Origin of the sequence: Caldiplasma sukawensis (assembly GCF_052315375.1) — an archaeon.
In the GTDB taxonomy this organism is placed as follows: Archaea; Thermoplasmatota; Thermoplasmata; order Thermoplasmatales; family Thermoplasmataceae; genus Cuniculiplasma.
On the sequence record NZ_JBLSDG010000001.1, the window covers coordinates 226563 to 242707 of the forward strand.

Annotated in this window: 20 protein-coding genes, 1 tRNA gene and 1 other RNA gene; 14 read left to right on the top strand and 8 right to left on the bottom strand. The window is 35.1% G+C overall.

The window, feature by feature from the left end:
* Nucleotides 1-91: 91 nt before the first annotated feature.
* Genes ACNF4Z_RS01135 through ACNF4Z_RS01145 form a run of 3 tightly spaced genes read left to right on the top strand, consistent with a single transcriptional unit; the run spans nt 92 to nt 1419 of the window.
* Nucleotides 92-583 carry a class I SAM-dependent methyltransferase gene (locus ACNF4Z_RS01135; protein ID WP_458327404.1) on the top strand — a complete coding sequence of 164 codons (492 nt, stop codon included), beginning with the start codon at nt 92-94 and terminating at the stop codon, nt 581-583.
* Nucleotides 576-1148 carry a GMP synthase subunit A gene (locus tag ACNF4Z_RS01140; protein WP_458327426.1) on the top strand — a complete coding sequence of 191 codons (573 nt, stop codon included), beginning with the start codon at nt 576-578 and terminating at the stop codon, nt 1146-1148. The genes ACNF4Z_RS01135 and ACNF4Z_RS01140 overlap by 8 nt, the downstream gene beginning before the upstream one ends.
* Before the next feature lie 4 nt (nt 1149-1152).
* Nucleotides 1153-1419 carry a PRC-barrel domain-containing protein gene (locus ACNF4Z_RS01145; RefSeq protein WP_458327405.1) on the top strand — a complete coding sequence of 89 codons (267 nt, stop codon included), beginning with the start codon at nt 1153-1155 and terminating at the stop codon, nt 1417-1419.
* Here the strand turns inward: ACNF4Z_RS01145 and ACNF4Z_RS01150 are convergent, their stop codons facing one another.
* The 4 genes from ACNF4Z_RS01150 to ACNF4Z_RS01165 are packed head-to-tail and all read right to left on the bottom strand — an operon-like array spanning nt 1420 to nt 4979.
* Complete coding sequence (locus ACNF4Z_RS01150) at nt 1420-3081, bottom strand: glutamate--tRNA ligase (RefSeq protein WP_458327406.1); 1662 nt, start codon at nt 3079-3081, stop codon at nt 1420-1422.
* On the bottom strand, nt 3071-4024 hold the full coding sequence (locus ACNF4Z_RS01155; protein WP_458327407.1) for an NOG1 family protein: 954 nt from the start codon (nt 4022-4024) through the stop codon (nt 3071-3073). Before ACNF4Z_RS01155 ends, ACNF4Z_RS01150 begins: the two co-directional genes overlap by 11 nt.
* Nucleotides 4021-4206 (bottom strand): DUF1059 domain-containing protein, encoded by a 186-nt coding sequence (locus ACNF4Z_RS01160; RefSeq protein WP_458327408.1) that lies wholly within the window; start codon nt 4204-4206, stop codon nt 4021-4023. Before ACNF4Z_RS01160 ends, ACNF4Z_RS01155 begins: the two co-directional genes overlap by 4 nt.
* A gap of 50 nt (nt 4207-4256) precedes the next feature.
* Nucleotides 4257-4979 (bottom strand): adenosylcobinamide-GDP ribazoletransferase, encoded by a 723-nt coding sequence (locus ACNF4Z_RS01165; RefSeq protein WP_458327409.1) that lies wholly within the window; start codon nt 4977-4979, stop codon nt 4257-4259.
* A gap of 34 nt (nt 4980-5013) precedes the next feature.
* Between ACNF4Z_RS01165 and ACNF4Z_RS01170 the strand changes: the two genes are divergently transcribed.
* The 6 genes from ACNF4Z_RS01170 to ACNF4Z_RS01195 all read left to right on the top strand — a co-directional run bounded on the left by ACNF4Z_RS01170 (nt 5014) and on the right by ACNF4Z_RS01195 (nt 10935).
* Nucleotides 5014-6033, top strand: a complete 1020-nt coding sequence (locus ACNF4Z_RS01170) for an aminotransferase class I/II-fold pyridoxal phosphate-dependent enzyme (RefSeq protein WP_458327410.1) — start codon at nt 5014-5016, stop codon at nt 6031-6033.
* On the top strand, nt 6030-7424 hold the full coding sequence (locus ACNF4Z_RS01175; protein ID WP_458327411.1) for a cobyric acid synthase: 1395 nt from the start codon (nt 6030-6032) through the stop codon (nt 7422-7424). Before ACNF4Z_RS01170 ends, ACNF4Z_RS01175 begins: the two co-directional genes overlap by 4 nt.
* Before the next feature lie 50 nt (nt 7425-7474).
* Complete coding sequence (gene cbiB / locus ACNF4Z_RS01180) at nt 7475-8473, top strand: adenosylcobinamide-phosphate synthase CbiB (RefSeq protein WP_458327412.1); 999 nt, start codon at nt 7475-7477, stop codon at nt 8471-8473.
* Nucleotides 8470-9444 (top strand): hypothetical protein, encoded by a 975-nt coding sequence (locus ACNF4Z_RS01185; protein WP_458327413.1) that lies wholly within the window; start codon nt 8470-8472, stop codon nt 9442-9444. The genes cbiB and ACNF4Z_RS01185 overlap by 4 nt, the downstream gene beginning before the upstream one ends.
* A gap of 41 nt (nt 9445-9485) precedes the next feature.
* Nucleotides 9486-9790: signal recognition particle sRNA (gene ffs / locus ACNF4Z_RS01190), an RNA gene on the top strand.
* Nucleotides 9791-9804: 14 nt separating this feature from the next.
* Nucleotides 9805-10935, top strand: coding sequence for an HD domain-containing protein (locus ACNF4Z_RS01195; protein WP_458327414.1), 1131 nt, complete (start codon nt 9805-9807; stop codon nt 10933-10935).
* On the opposite strand, the gene ACNF4Z_RS01200 is transcribed toward ACNF4Z_RS01195, so the two are convergent.
* Nucleotides 10927-11382, bottom strand: a complete 456-nt coding sequence (locus ACNF4Z_RS01200) for a GNAT family N-acetyltransferase (RefSeq protein WP_458327415.1) — start codon at nt 11380-11382, stop codon at nt 10927-10929. The genes ACNF4Z_RS01195 and ACNF4Z_RS01200 overlap by 9 nt on opposite strands.
* A gap of 73 nt (nt 11383-11455) precedes the next feature.
* Here ACNF4Z_RS01200 and ribB point away from each other — a divergent pair, with 73 nt between their 5' ends.
* Genes ribB through ribH form a run of 4 tightly spaced genes read left to right on the top strand, consistent with a single transcriptional unit; the run spans nt 11456 to nt 13475 of the window.
* On the top strand, nt 11456-12178 hold the full coding sequence (ribB, locus tag ACNF4Z_RS01205; RefSeq protein ID WP_458327416.1) for a 3,4-dihydroxy-2-butanone-4-phosphate synthase: 723 nt from the start codon (nt 11456-11458) through the stop codon (nt 12176-12178).
* Nucleotides 12147-12569, top strand: coding sequence for an adenylyltransferase/cytidyltransferase family protein (locus ACNF4Z_RS01210; RefSeq protein WP_458327417.1), 423 nt, complete (start codon nt 12147-12149; stop codon nt 12567-12569). Before ribB ends, ACNF4Z_RS01210 begins: the two co-directional genes overlap by 32 nt.
* Complete coding sequence (gene ribC, locus ACNF4Z_RS01215) at nt 12566-13057, top strand: riboflavin synthase (protein WP_458327418.1); 492 nt, start codon at nt 12566-12568, stop codon at nt 13055-13057. The genes ACNF4Z_RS01210 and ribC overlap by 4 nt, the downstream gene beginning before the upstream one ends.
* A gap of 10 nt (nt 13058-13067) precedes the next feature.
* Nucleotides 13068-13475, top strand: a complete 408-nt coding sequence (gene ribH / locus ACNF4Z_RS01220; RefSeq protein ID WP_458327419.1) for a 6,7-dimethyl-8-ribityllumazine synthase — start codon at nt 13068-13070, stop codon at nt 13473-13475.
* On the opposite strand, the gene mptA is transcribed toward ribH, so the two are convergent.
* From mptA to ACNF4Z_RS01235, 3 genes are read right to left on the bottom strand one after another with little or no spacing between them, the layout of a single operon-like run.
* Nucleotides 13472-14362 (bottom strand): GTP cyclohydrolase MptA, encoded by an 891-nt coding sequence (mptA, locus tag ACNF4Z_RS01225; RefSeq protein ID WP_458327420.1) that lies wholly within the window; start codon nt 14360-14362, stop codon nt 13472-13474. The genes ribH and mptA overlap by 4 nt on opposite strands.
* A gap of 3 nt (nt 14363-14365) precedes the next feature.
* Entirely contained in the window at nt 14366-14728 is a 363-nt protein-coding gene (locus ACNF4Z_RS01230; protein WP_458327421.1) for a prefoldin subunit beta, read from the bottom strand.
* Nucleotides 14729-14730: 2 nt separating this feature from the next.
* Nucleotides 14731-14937: a KEOPS complex subunit Pcc1 gene (locus ACNF4Z_RS01235; protein ID WP_458327422.1), complete on the bottom strand. Its 207-nt coding sequence runs from the start codon at nt 14935-14937 to the stop codon at nt 14731-14733.
* 66 nt (nt 14938-15003) lie between these two features.
* Here ACNF4Z_RS01235 and ACNF4Z_RS01240 point away from each other — a divergent pair.
* Nucleotides 15004-15078, top strand: a tRNA-Arg gene (locus ACNF4Z_RS01240).
* The last annotated feature ends 1067 nt before the right edge of the window (nt 15079-16145 follow it).

The window sequence follows — 16145 nt, forward strand, 5'->3', positions numbered from 1 at the left end:
ATATTATTTTATGAGATCGATATACAGTTCGATGCATCATCATAAGGAAGATTTTGATTATGACCGAATATCGGAATTCAGAAAAAAATATATGGATACAGAAAAGATTTTTAGGTTTTTTAAAGTTAATGAAAATGATGTTCTTGCAGACTTAGGATGTGGAGACGGTTATTATTCCTTGGAATTTTCAAAAAGGGCTGGAAAAGTCATTGCCATAGATACAAGTAAAAAGGCGTGTGAAATTGTAAGAAATAAAATTTACCAAAATAAAATCAATAACATATCAGTTTTATGTGAGGATGTTTGTAAAACTGAAAATATGAATGGGGCTAATATTGTTTTTATGTCAACGAGTTTTCATGATTTTCCATGTCGCGAATTCCTTCCTGAGATATTTCAAAAAATGAAGGTAAAAAAGGCTTACCTAATAGAATTTAAAAAAGGTATTGAGATAGGGCCTCCAGATGAAATTAAAATATCCCAGGAGGAACTTGATAGAATTTTTAGCAGAGGCAAATATATAAGAAGAGAAAGTATGGAGTTGCAATATCATTATCTATCAATCTATGAGCATGGTGATTGATTTGAAAATATACGTGGTGGATAACGGTGGGCAATGGACACACAAAGAGTGGAGATTGCTCACAAAGCTTGGTGTAGAAAGTGAAATTGTTGATAACAGCATGGATTTTCTTCAAATCAAGGATGCAGATGGTTGGGTACTTTCAGGAGGAGCTCCAAGTATAAACACGGATGTTAAGGAACTTGGAAACATGGGTCAACTTATAGATGAACAGGATAGGCCAATCCTTGGCATTTGTGTGGGTGCACAGTTCACGGCCCTTCATCTTGGTGGAAAGGTGAGAAAGGCACAAACTCCAGAATTCGGAAAGACTGTGATAACATTCACAGATAAAGGTGGTATATTCAGTAACCTCCCAGATGCAGTTACAGTATGGGAAAACCATAATGATGAAATATTTGAGCTTCCTGAGGAGATGCTGAGATGTGCATTTTCGAAAAACTGCACTGTGCAGGCATTCAGATCAGTTAAGCGTCCAATATTTGGCGTTCAATTTCATCCGGAAGTTGAACACACCATGTACGGAAAGGATATATTTCAAAACTTCATTGATTATTGTCGGTGATCAGATGGACGAAACAGTTGAAATGTCAAAAATGATAGGAAAAGATGTTTACACTCAGTTTGGAAAGTATATAGGGAAAATAATTGAGGTTCTTGTAGTAATAGAGGAAAACGGAAAACTAAAAGAGATAAAAGAACTCATCGTCTCGGAATTGAGAGAAGAGATAAGAGCAAAGCCTCTTATTAATGGGGCAGAAAACATAGGAATACCATACAAGTGGGTTAAATCAGTTGAGGACATAGTTGTCCTTCATGATTTTCCAAAGCTTTAATTATCTGTGGAGATAAAGTGCCTCACTCTCACTGATTTTGTTCACAAAACCATACCTCTCAAATTGAATGGTTCCAGAGGCAGACAATGTGTATGTCTCTGCCAATCCTTTTTCCCAGCTTCCATCTGGTTTTTGAACGCTGAAAGGAGAGCTTTTTTCTGGAATAAGCCACTGTATAATTTTCTTTTTCCTATCAATTACCTCTGTGCTGTGATATATGAATCTTCCATCCTTAAATTCTATGTTGTAAAGATCCTTCAGCCTAATGATTTCTCCATCAGCGATATTCTGGATATCCTTTTTGTCCACCATTAATTCGGCATTTTCCTTTACCTCATATTCACGGTAACCTCTGCTTTGATTGTTTGGATATTTTGGTATTTTTGAAACTGTTGATGGGGATTTTTCAACCTTTATCATTTGAGGTTCCGGGATAAAAAAGTACCTGTCTGAATAGGGATCAATGATCTGCCTGTTTATTGAATTAAATATTTCCCAAGAAAATTCAGAATTAACGTCATTCAGTCCAGACATTATCCAGTATCTTCTGAATGTTTCAGGCCTGTATCCTCTTCTTGCAAAGGACCTTACTGTTGCGATCCTGATGTCTTCCCAGTTTTCATATGTACCGTTTTCAATTCCCTTTCTCATTTGAGTTGTACTAAGTACTGCATTTCCAATATTTATTCTTCCATAGTGAAAATATTCTGGAATTTCCCATCCAAGATAATTGAATATCCATTTTTGTCTATAAGTGTTATTCAGGTGATCGGATCCACGGATAACATGTGTCAATCCCATGTCATGATCATCACAGGCAACACTAAAATTCATCAAAGGATAAAATCTGTATCTTTTTCCAGTGTGTGGATGTGGCTTTTCAATTATTCTGAATGCCACCCAATCCCTCAGTGCAGGGTTTGGATCCTTTAAATCGGTTTTTATCATCATAACTGCTGATTTTTCATTGAATTTCCCTGATAAAATCATTTCAAATTTTTCCAGATTTTCCTCTGGATTTGTATTTCTATGTACACATGACTCCGATCTTGCTAGTTTTTCCTTAAACTCATCAGCCACACATGTACATATGTAGGCGTTTCCCCTCCTAAGAAGCTCCCTTGCCACATCATAATAATATTGAAATCTTTCTGACTGTATATAGAGTTTGGTGAATTCAACACCCAGCCATTTATTGTCTTCAGGTATCATCTCATAGGCACCAGGAAAGATATTGTTAGGATTTGTATCTTCAATTCTCAATATCAAGTCACCTCCGTATCTTTTTACATACTCGTCATTGAGAATGCACATCCTGGTATGGCCTATATGCAGAGGACCGGATGGAGACGGGGCCATTCTCATGACCACCCTCCCTTTCACATTTTTTAAATCAGGTAATCTTTTTTCTTCCTCATTTTCTTTCTTTATTTTTGCCTCTTCAGGGAATTCAGCATTCAGTATTTCCCTTTGTTCACTTACGGATAACATATTTACCTGATTTACAACCTCATCTATCTTTGACTTAATATCCCTGATTTTTGTTTTCAGATTTGGATCCAATCCTATAAGTTTGTTAATTATGCTTCCCGCATCACATTTTCCATCATGTGAAATTGCATTTTTTAATGCCAATCTTTTAATTTCCTGATCAAGATGCATAGATCAATTTCTCCTCCATAATCTTCTTAAATCTTTCAATTGTTTTTGCATCATGTACTGAAACGCAAATATCTAACTTAACATCACTGATGTCTACTTTGGCCTGAACTGAGGTAATTTCCTTTCTAAAATTTTTCTTTAAATTTTCAAGAACCGTCATCTGGCTTTCAACGGAATAACCGCAGCTCTCAGAATAATCTATAAGAAATATTATTTCACCTTTGATATCTTTCATTGCAAGAATTGCTTTTTTTTCCATCTCATTCATGCTTTCAAAATCTCTGTCCAGCAGTCCGGGCGTATCAATGACCCCAATTTTTATGTCACCCGTATAATAGTGACCAACTGAAACATCTAGTGTGGTAAAAGGATATGGTGCAGTTTTTATTTTTCCTCCAGTCAAAGCGTTCACAAGGGAACTTTTCCCTACGTTTGGCATTCCACCAATTATAAGATATGCAATGTCTGCTTCTACGTCAGGCAATTTTTTAATAAACCCCCTCACTTTTGAAAGAAATTTTAAATCACCATCTATGTGCTCAATAATGGAACAGAATCTCCCATAGAACTCTTTTCTTATGGATACCATATTGTGAACTTCCTTTGTTTTTTTTATTTTTTTAATGCTATCTGTTGAAAGTTCAACTATCTTATCTGCAGCCCACTCTACATTGTTTAATGATCTTTTGTACTCAACCCTTCCGAATTTAAGATCTATAAGATCCTCATAATAGGGATGTATCCTTTCTATACCAGGAAACCGTCTAACCGTTTTTTTAAGATACCCCACAGAAATAGATTCTATTGTAGATATTCTTCCAATGTTTTCCTTTCTGATTTTTTCCTCAAAAATCCTGTCGTAAGGAATCTCTATTTTTGCAGCCCTCCTAAGGCATTTATCTATTAACTCATCTCCCGTGAGGATGGTATTTATCTTAATCATTGTTCCGTTTCCTTTATTGCATTTTCAATTTTTTTCTCCCATTCAGGGGATATTTCAAATTGGTTATGAGCATATCTATTATGTATCTTTATTTTTGCCCACAGATCTTTTTTTGTGGGTTCATTAACCTGATATCCGCATTCAAATCCTACATCTTTGCAACTATAACTGTATCTTACCATTTAATCACCATATGTATATTGTTGATTTAATTTTAAGCATTTCACTACATTCACATCTTTATTAAAAGTAACAGGGATAAAATCATCTTTCCAATTTCCCCAGCGGCTCCGGCTATATCCCCATTGTAACCACCAAATATTTTAAAAAAGTATAATCTAATTGAAAATGCAGCAAGTATTAACATTATAATAAGTATAATTGAAAATCCCATAAAAATCAATATCAGTAATGGTAACAATATGTTTAATGAAAAAAAGTTCCATTTATCTGAAACGTTTTTGAAGTAGGATGCAAAACCAATCCCTATTGTATTATTTCTAAACATAAGAAGTGCAGTGAAAAAAACTGAAGAAATCTCAATTTCAAAAAAAGTGAGAAAGTTGAAATTGGAAATTTGTATAAGGGAAATGAATGTGGTTCCAAATATGAATGCAAATAGACCTATTGCCCCAGCACCCGTTGATGTATCCTTCATAACTCTTAGCCTTTCTTCTACATTTCCTCTTTTCATGAGTCCATCTCCGGTGTCCAGGACAGCATCAAGGTTCTGAAAACCTCTTAAAATAAACAGAAGAAAGAAAGATAAAAAAATAGAAATCATGGAAGGGAGAAAAAATCTTATAATGTAATAAAAAAGGGATGAAATAATTCCAATTAATCCGTACACAAAAAACATGAAAATAATTCCGTTCTGATCAAATTGAGAACTGTTAACTGGTATTATGGTAAAAAAAGAGATTGCACTGATAAAACCATTAGTTATCTTTCCCACAAAGAGATATATTTATGAAATTTATTACATTTTTGTGAAAAAAATTTCAGCAATGGACAATAAAAATTTTATACACGGAGATCAATATTTCAGGGATATTCAAAATCCACTTTATGACATGTCTACCAATATTTTAGACATGTCTGGTGAAAAAGATGAGTATTCAACTTATCCAAACGTTGAAAATGAAATAAGGAAAATAATTTCAGAATTCACTGGATTCAGTACTGAAAATATTTATCCTTTCTATGGGATGACATCCTTAATATACACATATTATTCAGTATTCAATAATTCAAGGGTTGCATTTGGAGAGCCTCTGTTTTCTGAACATATGAGGTCTGCAATTAGAGCGGGTTGTTTAATTTCAAGAATACCTGTAAAGGGAATATTTAGGAATCCATCCATGATTAAAAAATATAAAATAAACATGTTTAGTACTAATATACCAGTGAATCCTACAGGGGAATACCCGGGAAGAAACTTTTACGAAAAGCTTTTTTATTATGGAAGAGACATCAGAATTTTCATAGATGAGGCATATATTGATTTTCTTTACCATGATGGAATTCCAGACCACGAAGAAATAATAAAAGAAAATAGAAATGTTTTTTTTGGAAGATCAATGACAAAAATTCTGGGAAAACCTGGTCTCAGGATAGGTTATCTATTGTCTAACAAAGATAATATAAGACTGTTTGAAAAATTGAGCCAGCCATGGACTATGCCCATGAGTTACCCAGAATTATTGAAAGATTCTTTAAAAAATTATCCTCAGAAGAGTGAAATTAAAATGGTTATGGAGGAAAGAAAAAGATTAACTGCGTTCATAAAAAGTAAGGGATGGGAAATATTAGGGGACTCCAGTGTTAATTTTTTTTCATTTAGGATTCCTGAGAATAAGATGGACCAATTCATTTCAAAGATGGATAAGTACGGTATCTCATTGAGGAATTGTTCAAATTTTTATGGTTTCAGGGAGACTGATTTCAGACTATCAATAAAATCAAGGGAAGCAAACGATTATTTCATAAATATTGTAAAAGGGATATGATGGGAGATTTATTGCATATTCTTGGTACATCTTCAAATGCAGGTAAAACAACAATTACTCTATCTGTAATAAAGACTCTAAGATCAAAGGGATACAGGGTAGCCCCTTTTAAGGCAATGAACATGTCTTTAAATTCAATCTCCACAAGGGACGGAAGTGAAATATCAAGGGCACAGTGGCTACAGGCATTTGGTGCAGGTATAGAACCAGAGGCTTGGATGAATCCAGTGTTAATTAAACCTGAGGGAATGGGAAAGTCGCAAGTGATTCTTATGGGTAAAAGTATTGGCATAAGGACAGTGGGCCAATACGGAACATTAATTTCGGGAGATATTAAAAAGATTGTAGAGAATATTATTAATGAAAAAAAGGGTGAGTATGACTTCATAGTTGCTGAGGGTGCAGGAGGATGTTCGGAGATCAACCTCTACGATAGGGACATTTCAAACACATGGTTAACAAAAATATCCAAAGGAAAAGGTTTCATCGTTGGAAATATCGAGTATGGTGGGGTATTTGGCTCAATTTTTGGATCATATAAACTTTCACAGTATCCAGAAACTATAAAAGGTTTCATAATAAACAAAATGCTGGGAGATACAAAAATTTTAGACGACGGGATAAAAAAAATTGAAAATCTAACAGGATTGAAGCATATTGGAACAGTTCCGAAGGTTAAAAAAGAATTTCTTCCTGGAGAGGATTCAATTGATTATGATTTCAAAAGGGATGACGGAAAGGTAGGCATAATAAAGTATCCATACTGGGAAAACTACAGTGATCTCGATAGCGTATATTATCACAATTTGGCAAGAGATATACATAAAGATATACCTGAAGGTTTGAAGGCAATAATACTTCCCGGGTCAAAGAATGTCTTTATGGATATAAAATATCTAAGGGATACAGGTATGGATAAAAGGATAAAAGAAATTGCAAAGAGTGATGTAAAGATCATTGGAATATGTGGAGGATTTCAGATTCTAGGGAAAAATATTTATGATGAAAGAACAGGAGATAGGGAATACGGACTCGGAATTATACCTTACGATTTTCACTATTCAAAAGAGAAGACAGTTAGACAGATCAATTATAGTGGGGAAATAGATGGAATATCATTTGAAGGAAATGGGTATGAAATCCACTATGGTCAGGTTTCTGGAGAAATTAAAAAACCATTTGCCATGACTGACTTCGGAAGAGAAGGGTATTTCGACGGCAATATATTGGGAACAAATATCCATGGTGTATTGGAAAATGCAAAAATTTTAAGCTGGCTTGCCGAAACAAATATTACAAAAAACTATGAAAACATATTGAATGAAATAGTTACGAAATTTTCAGAAAATATTTCAAGACATATTGATATAGAAACCATGATTCAGATCTGAAGAAAAAAGGTTGAGAAAAAAATAATAATGATTTGGAATATGGAAGTACGTTGATACCTTACATACAGATAACAATATTCTTCTCAGGAATAATTATAATTTCTGTTTTTATCGATCTAATATTTGGAGAACCGAGAGGGCCATTCCACATTGCAATAATCACAGGTAAATTTTCCTCATACATATATAAAAAGACAGGAAAAATAAAGAACAAACTTTTGGGTGGAAAACTTACCGTATTATTGACTTTAATATCTGTAATTCTACCGGTCATAATTTTTGAAGATGTTTTATATTCCTTTAATTTTTTATTTATCTTTTTTGTTATCGTTTACTCTATCTTTTTTAAATCCACTTTTGCACTTTCATCAATGAATTCTCATATTAAACCAGTCATAACACATCTAGAAGCCGAAAATATGGAGGAGGCAAGAAAAGCTCTTTCTCTTACGGTGAGAAGAGATCTTTCAACGGCTGACCAAACACTACTTTGTTCGGCTGCAATAGAGACAATATCGGAATCAATATGTGACGGTTTTGCGGGCTCATTGTTTTTCTTTGCACTTTTTGGCCCAGTAGGTTCATATGTATACAGGGTAGGGAACACTCTTGACTCCATATTTGGTTATAGGGAGGGAAGTTTGAGATTGTTCGGAAGAGCGTCTGCCAGGTTTGATACCTATCTCTCATCAATACCTGCAAGAATATCCTCTTTATTGATTAGAGTTTCATCATTTTTACTGGGATACAACAACAGAAAGGTCTCCATAAAATCCTTATTATATCCCGTAGAGAGCAGGAATGCTGCCTACGGTATGTGTACAATGGCCGCAACTCTAAATGTAAGGCTTGAAAAGAAAGGAAGTTATATTGTTAACAGAAAGGGATTTTACCCTGCAGTTTCAGACATTAAAAAAGCATTGAAAATATATGATCTTTCATTTTTTCTAATGCTTATATTTATTGTATTTCCAATATTCCTTGTTTCATCACTCATTTACTGGCATTTCCTATTCTTTATATTGCCTTTAAAATTATACTTTTTATGAACTATCCTGACATCAACTTACTTTTTGCTGGAAGCACACATCTTTCAAAAATAAATGGAATTACAGAGGCAGGAGCAGACTCAGAACTGACATTTCTCACTCCCGTAGTAGACTCAGAAATATCATTATATGGAAGACCATTGACAATTAATTTTCCTCCAATTACTCCGGATGGAATACCATCACCATCTGTGGTTTCTTATGCATGCTTTAAGATTGTGGGAATTAAAACAATGATTGTAAATTCAGGTATGGAAAAGAGACCAAAAACACCTTTTTTTGAAACAGGTCTTCTCCCTTCATTGAACCCATTGGAAACATATTCATGCCCAGATTATGAAAAAGCTAAGATGGCTGCAATTGAAATTGTAAACATTTTTGATTCCAGGGAAGAAATCCTAATTTCTGAATCCATACCAGCAGGCACAACTTCAGCCCTCATAATGCTTAATAAAATAATTGGCATAGAAAAGGTGAGCAGTTCAATGAAAATTTCACCAGATGAAGAAAAATTGAATATTGCAAAAAGAGTCAATTCTAAAATACCAGATAATCTGAGTTCTGAGGAATTAATAAAAAGGGCGGGAGATTATACACATGCAATGATCTACAACATAATAAAATACAGACGAAAAAAAATCATACTTGGAGGAGGAACCCAAATGGCTGCAATAATTGCCCTATGCAACAGGGATTCAATAGACACTTCAAACACAACCTTGATCACAACAGATCTTGTTTTCAATTCTGTTGGAAATGAATTCTTTAAAAAATGTGGAGTTAAAAATTTTGAAATCGCAGATACATTTTTTGAAAAATCCAGTCATGAGGGTCTGAGAAAATATTCTGAGGGAAGTGTGAAGGAGGGGGTAGGTCTTGGGGCTTCAATTCACTTTGCAAGTAAGATCACGGAAAATAAGAATATTATTGGTGAAATTGATAATGTATATGAGAAAATTTTACACTTATGAACACAGGACAAAAAATAATAATTATATGATCATATGGTAAGAGCCGGGCTTGATCGGAGAGCTAGGCACTCTCTGTGACCTGAAGCCTATATGCAGGGACGACTTCCCGGTGAGGTCAACTCTGCCTCTGTGAAGCCAGAGCGGATCAATGATATTTCGGCCCTTTGGATCGGGGGCTTGCATGTTCAATTTCAAAGGAAAATGAGCATGCAATCTGTCTGACGAACCCGCCAGGTCCGGAAGGGAGCAACGGTAGTCGGAACCTTTGATGCTGAAGGTGTCCGGGGTTGAGTGAAACTATGGAGGAACTTCACAGGACGCAGGGCCCGATCCGGGGTGCCCGGTTGAGGATCACAACATATGAATGAAAAATTCAAGATAATTCAGGATCCAATTAACGGGCCAATAAGGGTAGATGAGAAATTTATACCAATTATTGATACTGCCCAATTTCAGAGGCTTCACTGGATCAGGCAGCTAGGAATGGTTTTCTATGTTTACCCTGGAGCAAATCATACAAGATTTGAGCATTCAATTGGTACCATGCATCTTGCACAGCTTGCTGCAAGATCTCTAAGAATGAAAAATGAGAATGAAATAATGCTGGCAGCACTTTTACATGATATTGGTCATTATCCTTTTAGTCATTCCTTTGAAAATTTATTTTCATTGAAATACGGAACACATGAAGAAAGAGGAAAAAAAATAATCAGGGAATATTTGAAAGATGTAATAATTGACAGGGGTTTTGATTTTGATATGCTCATGGGCATTCTGGAAAAAAGGGAAGAATTTTCAGCAGAAAGCCAGATAATCAGCGGCTCACTGGACGTAGATGAAATGGATTATCTAATCAGGGATGCATATCATACCGGTGTTAGTATACTTCCACTTGATCCAAGAAGAATATTTGAAATAATAGTGGAAACAGAGGGGAATATAGTGGTTAGCTTCAAGGGGCTCACAGTGGTTGAATCCATCCTTATCTCTAGGTACATAATGTTCAGGTCTGTATATTTTCATAAAACAGCAAGGGTCATACAGAGAATGGCAGAGTATGCCCTTAGAAACATGAATCATAGTTATGAGGTTGCATATGGAACGGACTGGGATTTGATGAATAAATTAAAGGAGGATTCAAATGGTAATAATATTGCCAGTAGAATATTGAAACGTGATATATACAGGATTGTTGGAAGAGCATCACTGGATGGAAGAGATCCGGAAGAATTGAAGGAAAAAATATATGAAAAATACAGTGAGGGGGATGAGATAATTGTTGATATAACGCCCCCTTCTGAATATGCAACACCTGAAAGATCAAAATCAGAACTGACAATAATTGATCAGGATGGGAAAATAAGAGAAATAAGGGAACTATCTCCTCTTGTATCATCATTGCAGAACAGTTTTGCAAAACAGTACATAACTGTTTTTGCAAGTAAAAGAAGTAAAAATATAATAGAAGAAATCTCAAAAATATTAAGATAATCTTTTCATCATTCTTAATGCGTCCTTACTACCCTTATACTCAAGTGAATAATAATTTTTTAAATATTCCACATCTTCATATCCGCAATTTTTGTAAAGATTTATTGCCTCCTCATTCATCACTCTAACTTCAAGCTGGGAATAAACATATCCTTTATTTAGCATCATGATTTCAATTCTGGAAATCAGTTCTCTCCCCAGGCCTCTTCTCCTGTAATCAGGGTCTACAGCAATGGTTTCAATATCACACACTTTTGAATTAACAGGGGAGGCCATTATATATCCTGCTATGTTCATTCCCTCCTCTGCAAGAAGATTTAGACCTTTGCTCTCCTTCCATGCGTATCTAAGCATCAGCAGGCTGTATGGCCCAACCTCAAATGCCCTATCCTCAAGAATTTTTATTCTAACAAGGTCCTCCTTTTTTATTTCCCTAAATGTAAACATTAAATCACTACCAATTTTTGAGTATCTACTATTTTTTTATAAATTTTTATAACGTTTGTAACAATTTCCTTATATGATCACAGAACAGATAAACATCATCAATGCAGCTATACACGATCTAAGGAATGGAAAACCTGTATTGATATTTGACGATGAAAAGAGGGAAAAGGAAACAGATCTTGTTTTCCCATCAGTATTTGTTAATTCTTCAAGCATTATGATGCTAAGAAAGATGGCAGGGGGACTCATATGTACCACTCTTAAGGAATCTGAGGCAAGAAAGATCGCCCTTCCATACATTGAAGAACTTTACAGAAGATTTCTTCCTTATGGTGATAAAGCAACCTATTCAGGAGACATGAAATATGATGTCAGTTCCACATTCAGTTTTACGATTAATTCAAGGAGAACATTCACGGGCATAAGCGATAATGACAGGTCTGTGACAATCAACGACCTGATGGATTTTATGAAAAATTCATGCAGCTCAATAGAGGAGAACATAGAACAATTTTACAAAAAGTTCAGAATACCTGGCCATGTTCACCTTCTTATTGCAAGGGATGGATATTTCTCAAAGAGAAGGGGCCATACTGAGCTATCTACTTACCTGGTTGAAGCAGCTGGACTATACCCAAGTGCGACCATAGCAGAGATGCTTTCTGATTCAGGAAATTCGATGAAAAGGGAAGAGGCTGAGAAGTTTGCACAGGAAAATGAATTAACATTTATAGAGGGTAAAAACATTATCGCCAAGTGGTTTGATGATAAAAGTTATGGCTTCGGGAGTCTTTGACATCATACATCTGGGACATGTTCATTATTTAAGTGAGTCTAAAAAACTTGGTGATTATTTGGTTGTAGTGGTGGCAAACGACAAGGTAGCAGAGAGGAGTGGAAAAAAATTGCTTTTCTCCCAGGAGACAAGGGCAAAGCTTGTGTCCTACCTTAAACCAGTTGATGAAGCTATTGTTGGAAGGGACTGGGATTTTTACAATACTGTGGAATTGCTTAAGCCTGACATAATAACACTTGGGTTCGATCAGAAATTCAACGAAAAGGAAATAGAAGAGAAATCAAGGGAGAGAGGAATAGAATTAAAAGTGGTAAGATGCACCCCTCTCATATCCGAAGAGCCATTTGCTTCCAGAAAGATAAGGGAAAAAATAATTGAGGGGTTAAGGTGAAAATAATAGGTGTTGCCGATACAACATTTGCAAGATATGACATGGGAAAATCTGTCATAGATGAGCTGGAAAAAACAGGGACTGGATACAGGATTGAAAGATATACTGTTCCTGGAATTAAGGACCTTCCAGTTGCCTGTGCACTTCTTTTTGATAGAGGTTCTGACATTGTAATCGCCACTGGTATGCCAGGGCCAAAGCCAGTTGATAAGATTTCTGCCCAGATTGCATCAACTGGCCTTATGAATGTGCAGCTTATGTACAGGAAGCATATAATAGAGGTTTTTGTTCATGAAGATGAAGCCAGGGATGACAAGGAACTGGCCTGGCTTTGTGATAGAAGGGCCAGAGAACATGCACTAAACGCATATAATCTTCTCTTTTATCCAGGGAGGCTAACTGAAAACGCAGGAAAAGGACTCAGGCAAGGTTATGAGGATGCTGGAGATGTATTTGGAGAAAGTGGAAAAAGTGCAATCAGACATTGAGGTGAAATGAATGAAAATAGGAATAGTTGTTTCGGAATATAATTATGACATTACGGTCATGATGTTGGAGAGGGCTAAGGAGCATGCAAAATTTCTTGGTGTTGAGGTTTCAAAGATAATATTTGTTCCTGGAACCTATGACATTCCGGTTGCAGTCAAAGCTCTGTGTGAAAGAGGAAATGTAGATGGTGTTGTAACTCTAGGGGCTGTTATAAAGGGGGAGACAGACCACGATAATGTTATAATGCAGAACGCTGCAAGAAAGATAATGGACATTTCAGTAGAAACGGGAAAACCTGTTGCTCTTGGAATAACCGGGCCTGGAGAAACAAGGCTTCAGGCAATGGCTAGAATTGAAAAAGGAAGAGACGCTGTAGAAGCAGTTGTAAAGCTTATAAAAGCACTGAAAGAAATTTAAATCTGAAGTATTTTTTTAACATCTATTTTTTTCATTGTTATTTCTGCATATGCATTGTGAGGATGAATGCTTTCTTCACTTTCAGAGGATATTTTTATTGTTGCATCCAGGGGTATTTTTTCAATGGAAGACACTTCTCTCATGCATTCTCTCACAATATCTTCAACAAACATTGGCTTTTTGTGAGCCGCAACTACCATCTTGCCCTCATCCATTCTTTTCAAGACCGGTAGGAGAGGTTCACCCATTACCTTTTCCACTGCATCTATTAACTGGTATACATCCATCTCTGTCTCATCTGATGATGTTACCCTTAAAGTAATGTGATTTCTCTGGTTATGAGTTATAAATGGTATCTTCTCTATTGCCTCAGAATACTGAGGAAACTCATCCTCAATTATTGTTCTTGCAGTCTCCATGGCGCATGGGCAGGCATTTATGGCATTAACTTCTACCCCTATTGTCACATTTTTTTTACCATTTCTTTCTATTACAATCTCTGCCATCAAAACATAAGGAACCATTGATTCCTTTCCCATGTAGGAATTTTTGTTTATGAAAAGTTCACCCTTAAGATTAACCTCTACCCTTTCTGAATAAGTAAATCTTTTGAGGCACTCCTCTCCTATCCTTAATCCTACTCTTTCAATTGAATTTTCAATTCTGTTTCCGTTAACAATATCGTTAACACTTTCAACACTTCTGGACATATCAGCCCCTTTTCTCTCAGCAGGTATGTCCACAAATACATCTACAGTTGAAACAATGTTTTTTAAACCATCTGGACGCTTTATTGTTAAAGGAACCTTAAGATTTTTAATACCTACCTTCTCTATACCTAAAGCTATTTCAGGAACTCTGCTTTGAACATCCTCAGGGGTTTTCATAATTTACTGACCTTTAGATGTGTCACCGTATGCCTTTTTTATGAGTTCCTCAATCCCACGATATTTTTCTTCAAGGTTTTTTTGCTGTTTTTCAATAGTAGCCATTCTCAGTTTACTCAATTCCTTCTGTTCTGTTAGTTCATCTATGAGCTTTTTTCTGTCATCTACCTTATAAAGTATGGGGCCAACACTTCTGAAAATGGGCGTCTCATCACTTAATTTCCCAAGTTCCTCAAGTGTTCTGTCCAATTCCTTAATCCTGACCTCAAGTTGATAAGATTGATTGGCCAGGCTTTCCATCTGATTCTGTATCTGTTCAGCCTGTTTTATCTGATTTTGTAGATAATTACCTATTCCCCCTTCCAAACTTACACCTCTTTTATTATTTTCTCAGCCACAATTAGCCACTTGGAAATGGAACCAAGGGCTGCTCTTATGCTGTTGGTATCACTACCTTCTATATAAACTTGGAAAAAATCTCCCTGGTACATCCAGCTAATCTTTGCTCTTCCTATTTTTTCATCAAGATTTGGTAATATACTGTTAATTATTTTTTCATTTCCTTCTTTTTGCAATTTAAGAGAAATTTTAATACGAATAAGGAATCACCAGAAAGTAAATTTATTGACATATATATAGATGGGCTCGTGGCCTAGTCTGGATAAGGCACCGTCCTTCTAAGTCGGTGATCGTGGGTTCGAATCCCACCGAGCCCGTATTTTTTAGTGCTGATCAATTTTCATTAGTGAATAATGTTATTAAATTTTTTTAACTTTATTATAAAATAGTTGTAAATACTTATTATTCACTTATTAGAGTATGAATTATAAGTGGAAAAAATTCATCGTTTATAATGTTCTTTCACCTATGCTTGTTTCTCCCTCTTAAAAATGTAGTAGTTTTACACTCATATTTTGCATTAAAGTGTATAATGAAGCATTCCTTTGAAGTGAAATGAATAACAGATATTACAAGTTCCAGTTAGATAAAGGGCCATGTGACATAGATTTACCCTGAAAATGGAAAAATCACATCTAAAATCCATTTGAATTTTTAGTATTTTGAGATTTATTTTTCCAGTAAATCGCAGACAATATTTACAGACAATTACATTCACAGTTCATTTTTTATCTTCTGTTCAGCTTCAATTTCAGGTGATATTTACGGAATCATTTCTTCCTCCAGGGGACATTAAGGGATGTGAATATCCAAAGAGAAACGAATTCAGGCAATATTAAAGGTTCTTCATATTAATTGAGGCTAATGAATTGTGGAAACTTATTTTCAATCAGCAATTTATCAAATTATAAACAAATGTACTTAAGATATTCACAGTGTGATGAAGAAGCATAACTGTATACATTTATTATACTGAATATTCTCATATATCATGAAAATATACTATGGAAATGAAACAATTCAGATCAATTTGAATCATCATTGATAAGAGTTTATTAAGCATAAATATGAAGCCCGAATTATACACTTTAAAAGTTGAAAATAGTGGGTATAAAAAAAGGAAGTTACAATTTAACAATTACATTTCATTGAAATTTATTCTGATGAAACGAATCACTTATTTTTCAATTAAGTAAAAAGAAGCATAATAAATATACATCATTTAAAATTTTATGAGTACCCTACATAGTGTCCCAAATGTTGTGTATTTATAAAGGATACCTCCTTTGGAACATTTCCTTAATCTCATCAATGCATTTATAATATCCCCTCAATGATCTCATTGACCATTTGTCATTTATCTCTGCTGCTCTCAGATAAATGA

What these genes read in the sequence shown, in the direction of transcription:
- ACNF4Z_RS01160 (WP_458327408.1), bottom strand. Translation starts at nt 4,206, where the DNA reads ATGGTAAGATACAGTTATAGTTGCAAAGATGTAGGATTTGAATGCGGA.
- ribB (WP_458327416.1), top strand. Translation starts at nt 11,456, where the DNA reads ATGATCACAGAACAGATAAACATCATCAATGCAGCTATACACGATCTA.
- ACNF4Z_RS01200 (WP_458327415.1), bottom strand. Translation starts at nt 11,382, where the DNA reads ATGTTTACATTTAGGGAAATAAAAAAGGAGGACCTTGTTAGAATAAAA.
- ACNF4Z_RS01150 (WP_458327406.1), bottom strand. Translation starts at nt 3,081, where the DNA reads ATGCATCTTGATCAGGAAATTAAAAGATTGGCATTAAAAAATGCAATT.
- ACNF4Z_RS01210 (WP_458327417.1), top strand. Translation starts at nt 12,147, where the DNA reads ATGATAAAAGTTATGGCTTCGGGAGTCTTTGACATCATACATCTGGGA.
- ACNF4Z_RS01135 (WP_458327404.1), top strand. Translation starts at nt 92, where the DNA reads ATGGATACAGAAAAGATTTTTAGGTTTTTTAAAGTTAATGAAAATGAT.
- ACNF4Z_RS01175 (WP_458327411.1), top strand. Translation starts at nt 6,030, where the DNA reads ATGATGGGAGATTTATTGCATATTCTTGGTACATCTTCAAATGCAGGT.
- mptA (WP_458327420.1), bottom strand. Translation starts at nt 14,362, where the DNA reads ATGAAAACCCCTGAGGATGTTCAAAGCAGAGTTCCTGAAATAGCTTTA.
- ACNF4Z_RS01185 (WP_458327413.1), top strand. Translation starts at nt 8,470, where the DNA reads ATGAACTATCCTGACATCAACTTACTTTTTGCTGGAAGCACACATCTT.
- ACNF4Z_RS01155 (WP_458327407.1), bottom strand. Translation starts at nt 4,024, where the DNA reads ATGATTAAGATAAATACCATCCTCACGGGAGATGAGTTAATAGATAAA.
- ACNF4Z_RS01145 (WP_458327405.1), top strand. Translation starts at nt 1,153, where the DNA reads ATGGACGAAACAGTTGAAATGTCAAAAATGATAGGAAAAGATGTTTAC.
- ribH (WP_458327419.1), top strand. Translation starts at nt 13,068, where the DNA reads ATGAAAATAGGAATAGTTGTTTCGGAATATAATTATGACATTACGGTC.
- ACNF4Z_RS01195 (WP_458327414.1), top strand. Translation starts at nt 9,805, where the DNA reads ATGAATGAAAAATTCAAGATAATTCAGGATCCAATTAACGGGCCAATA.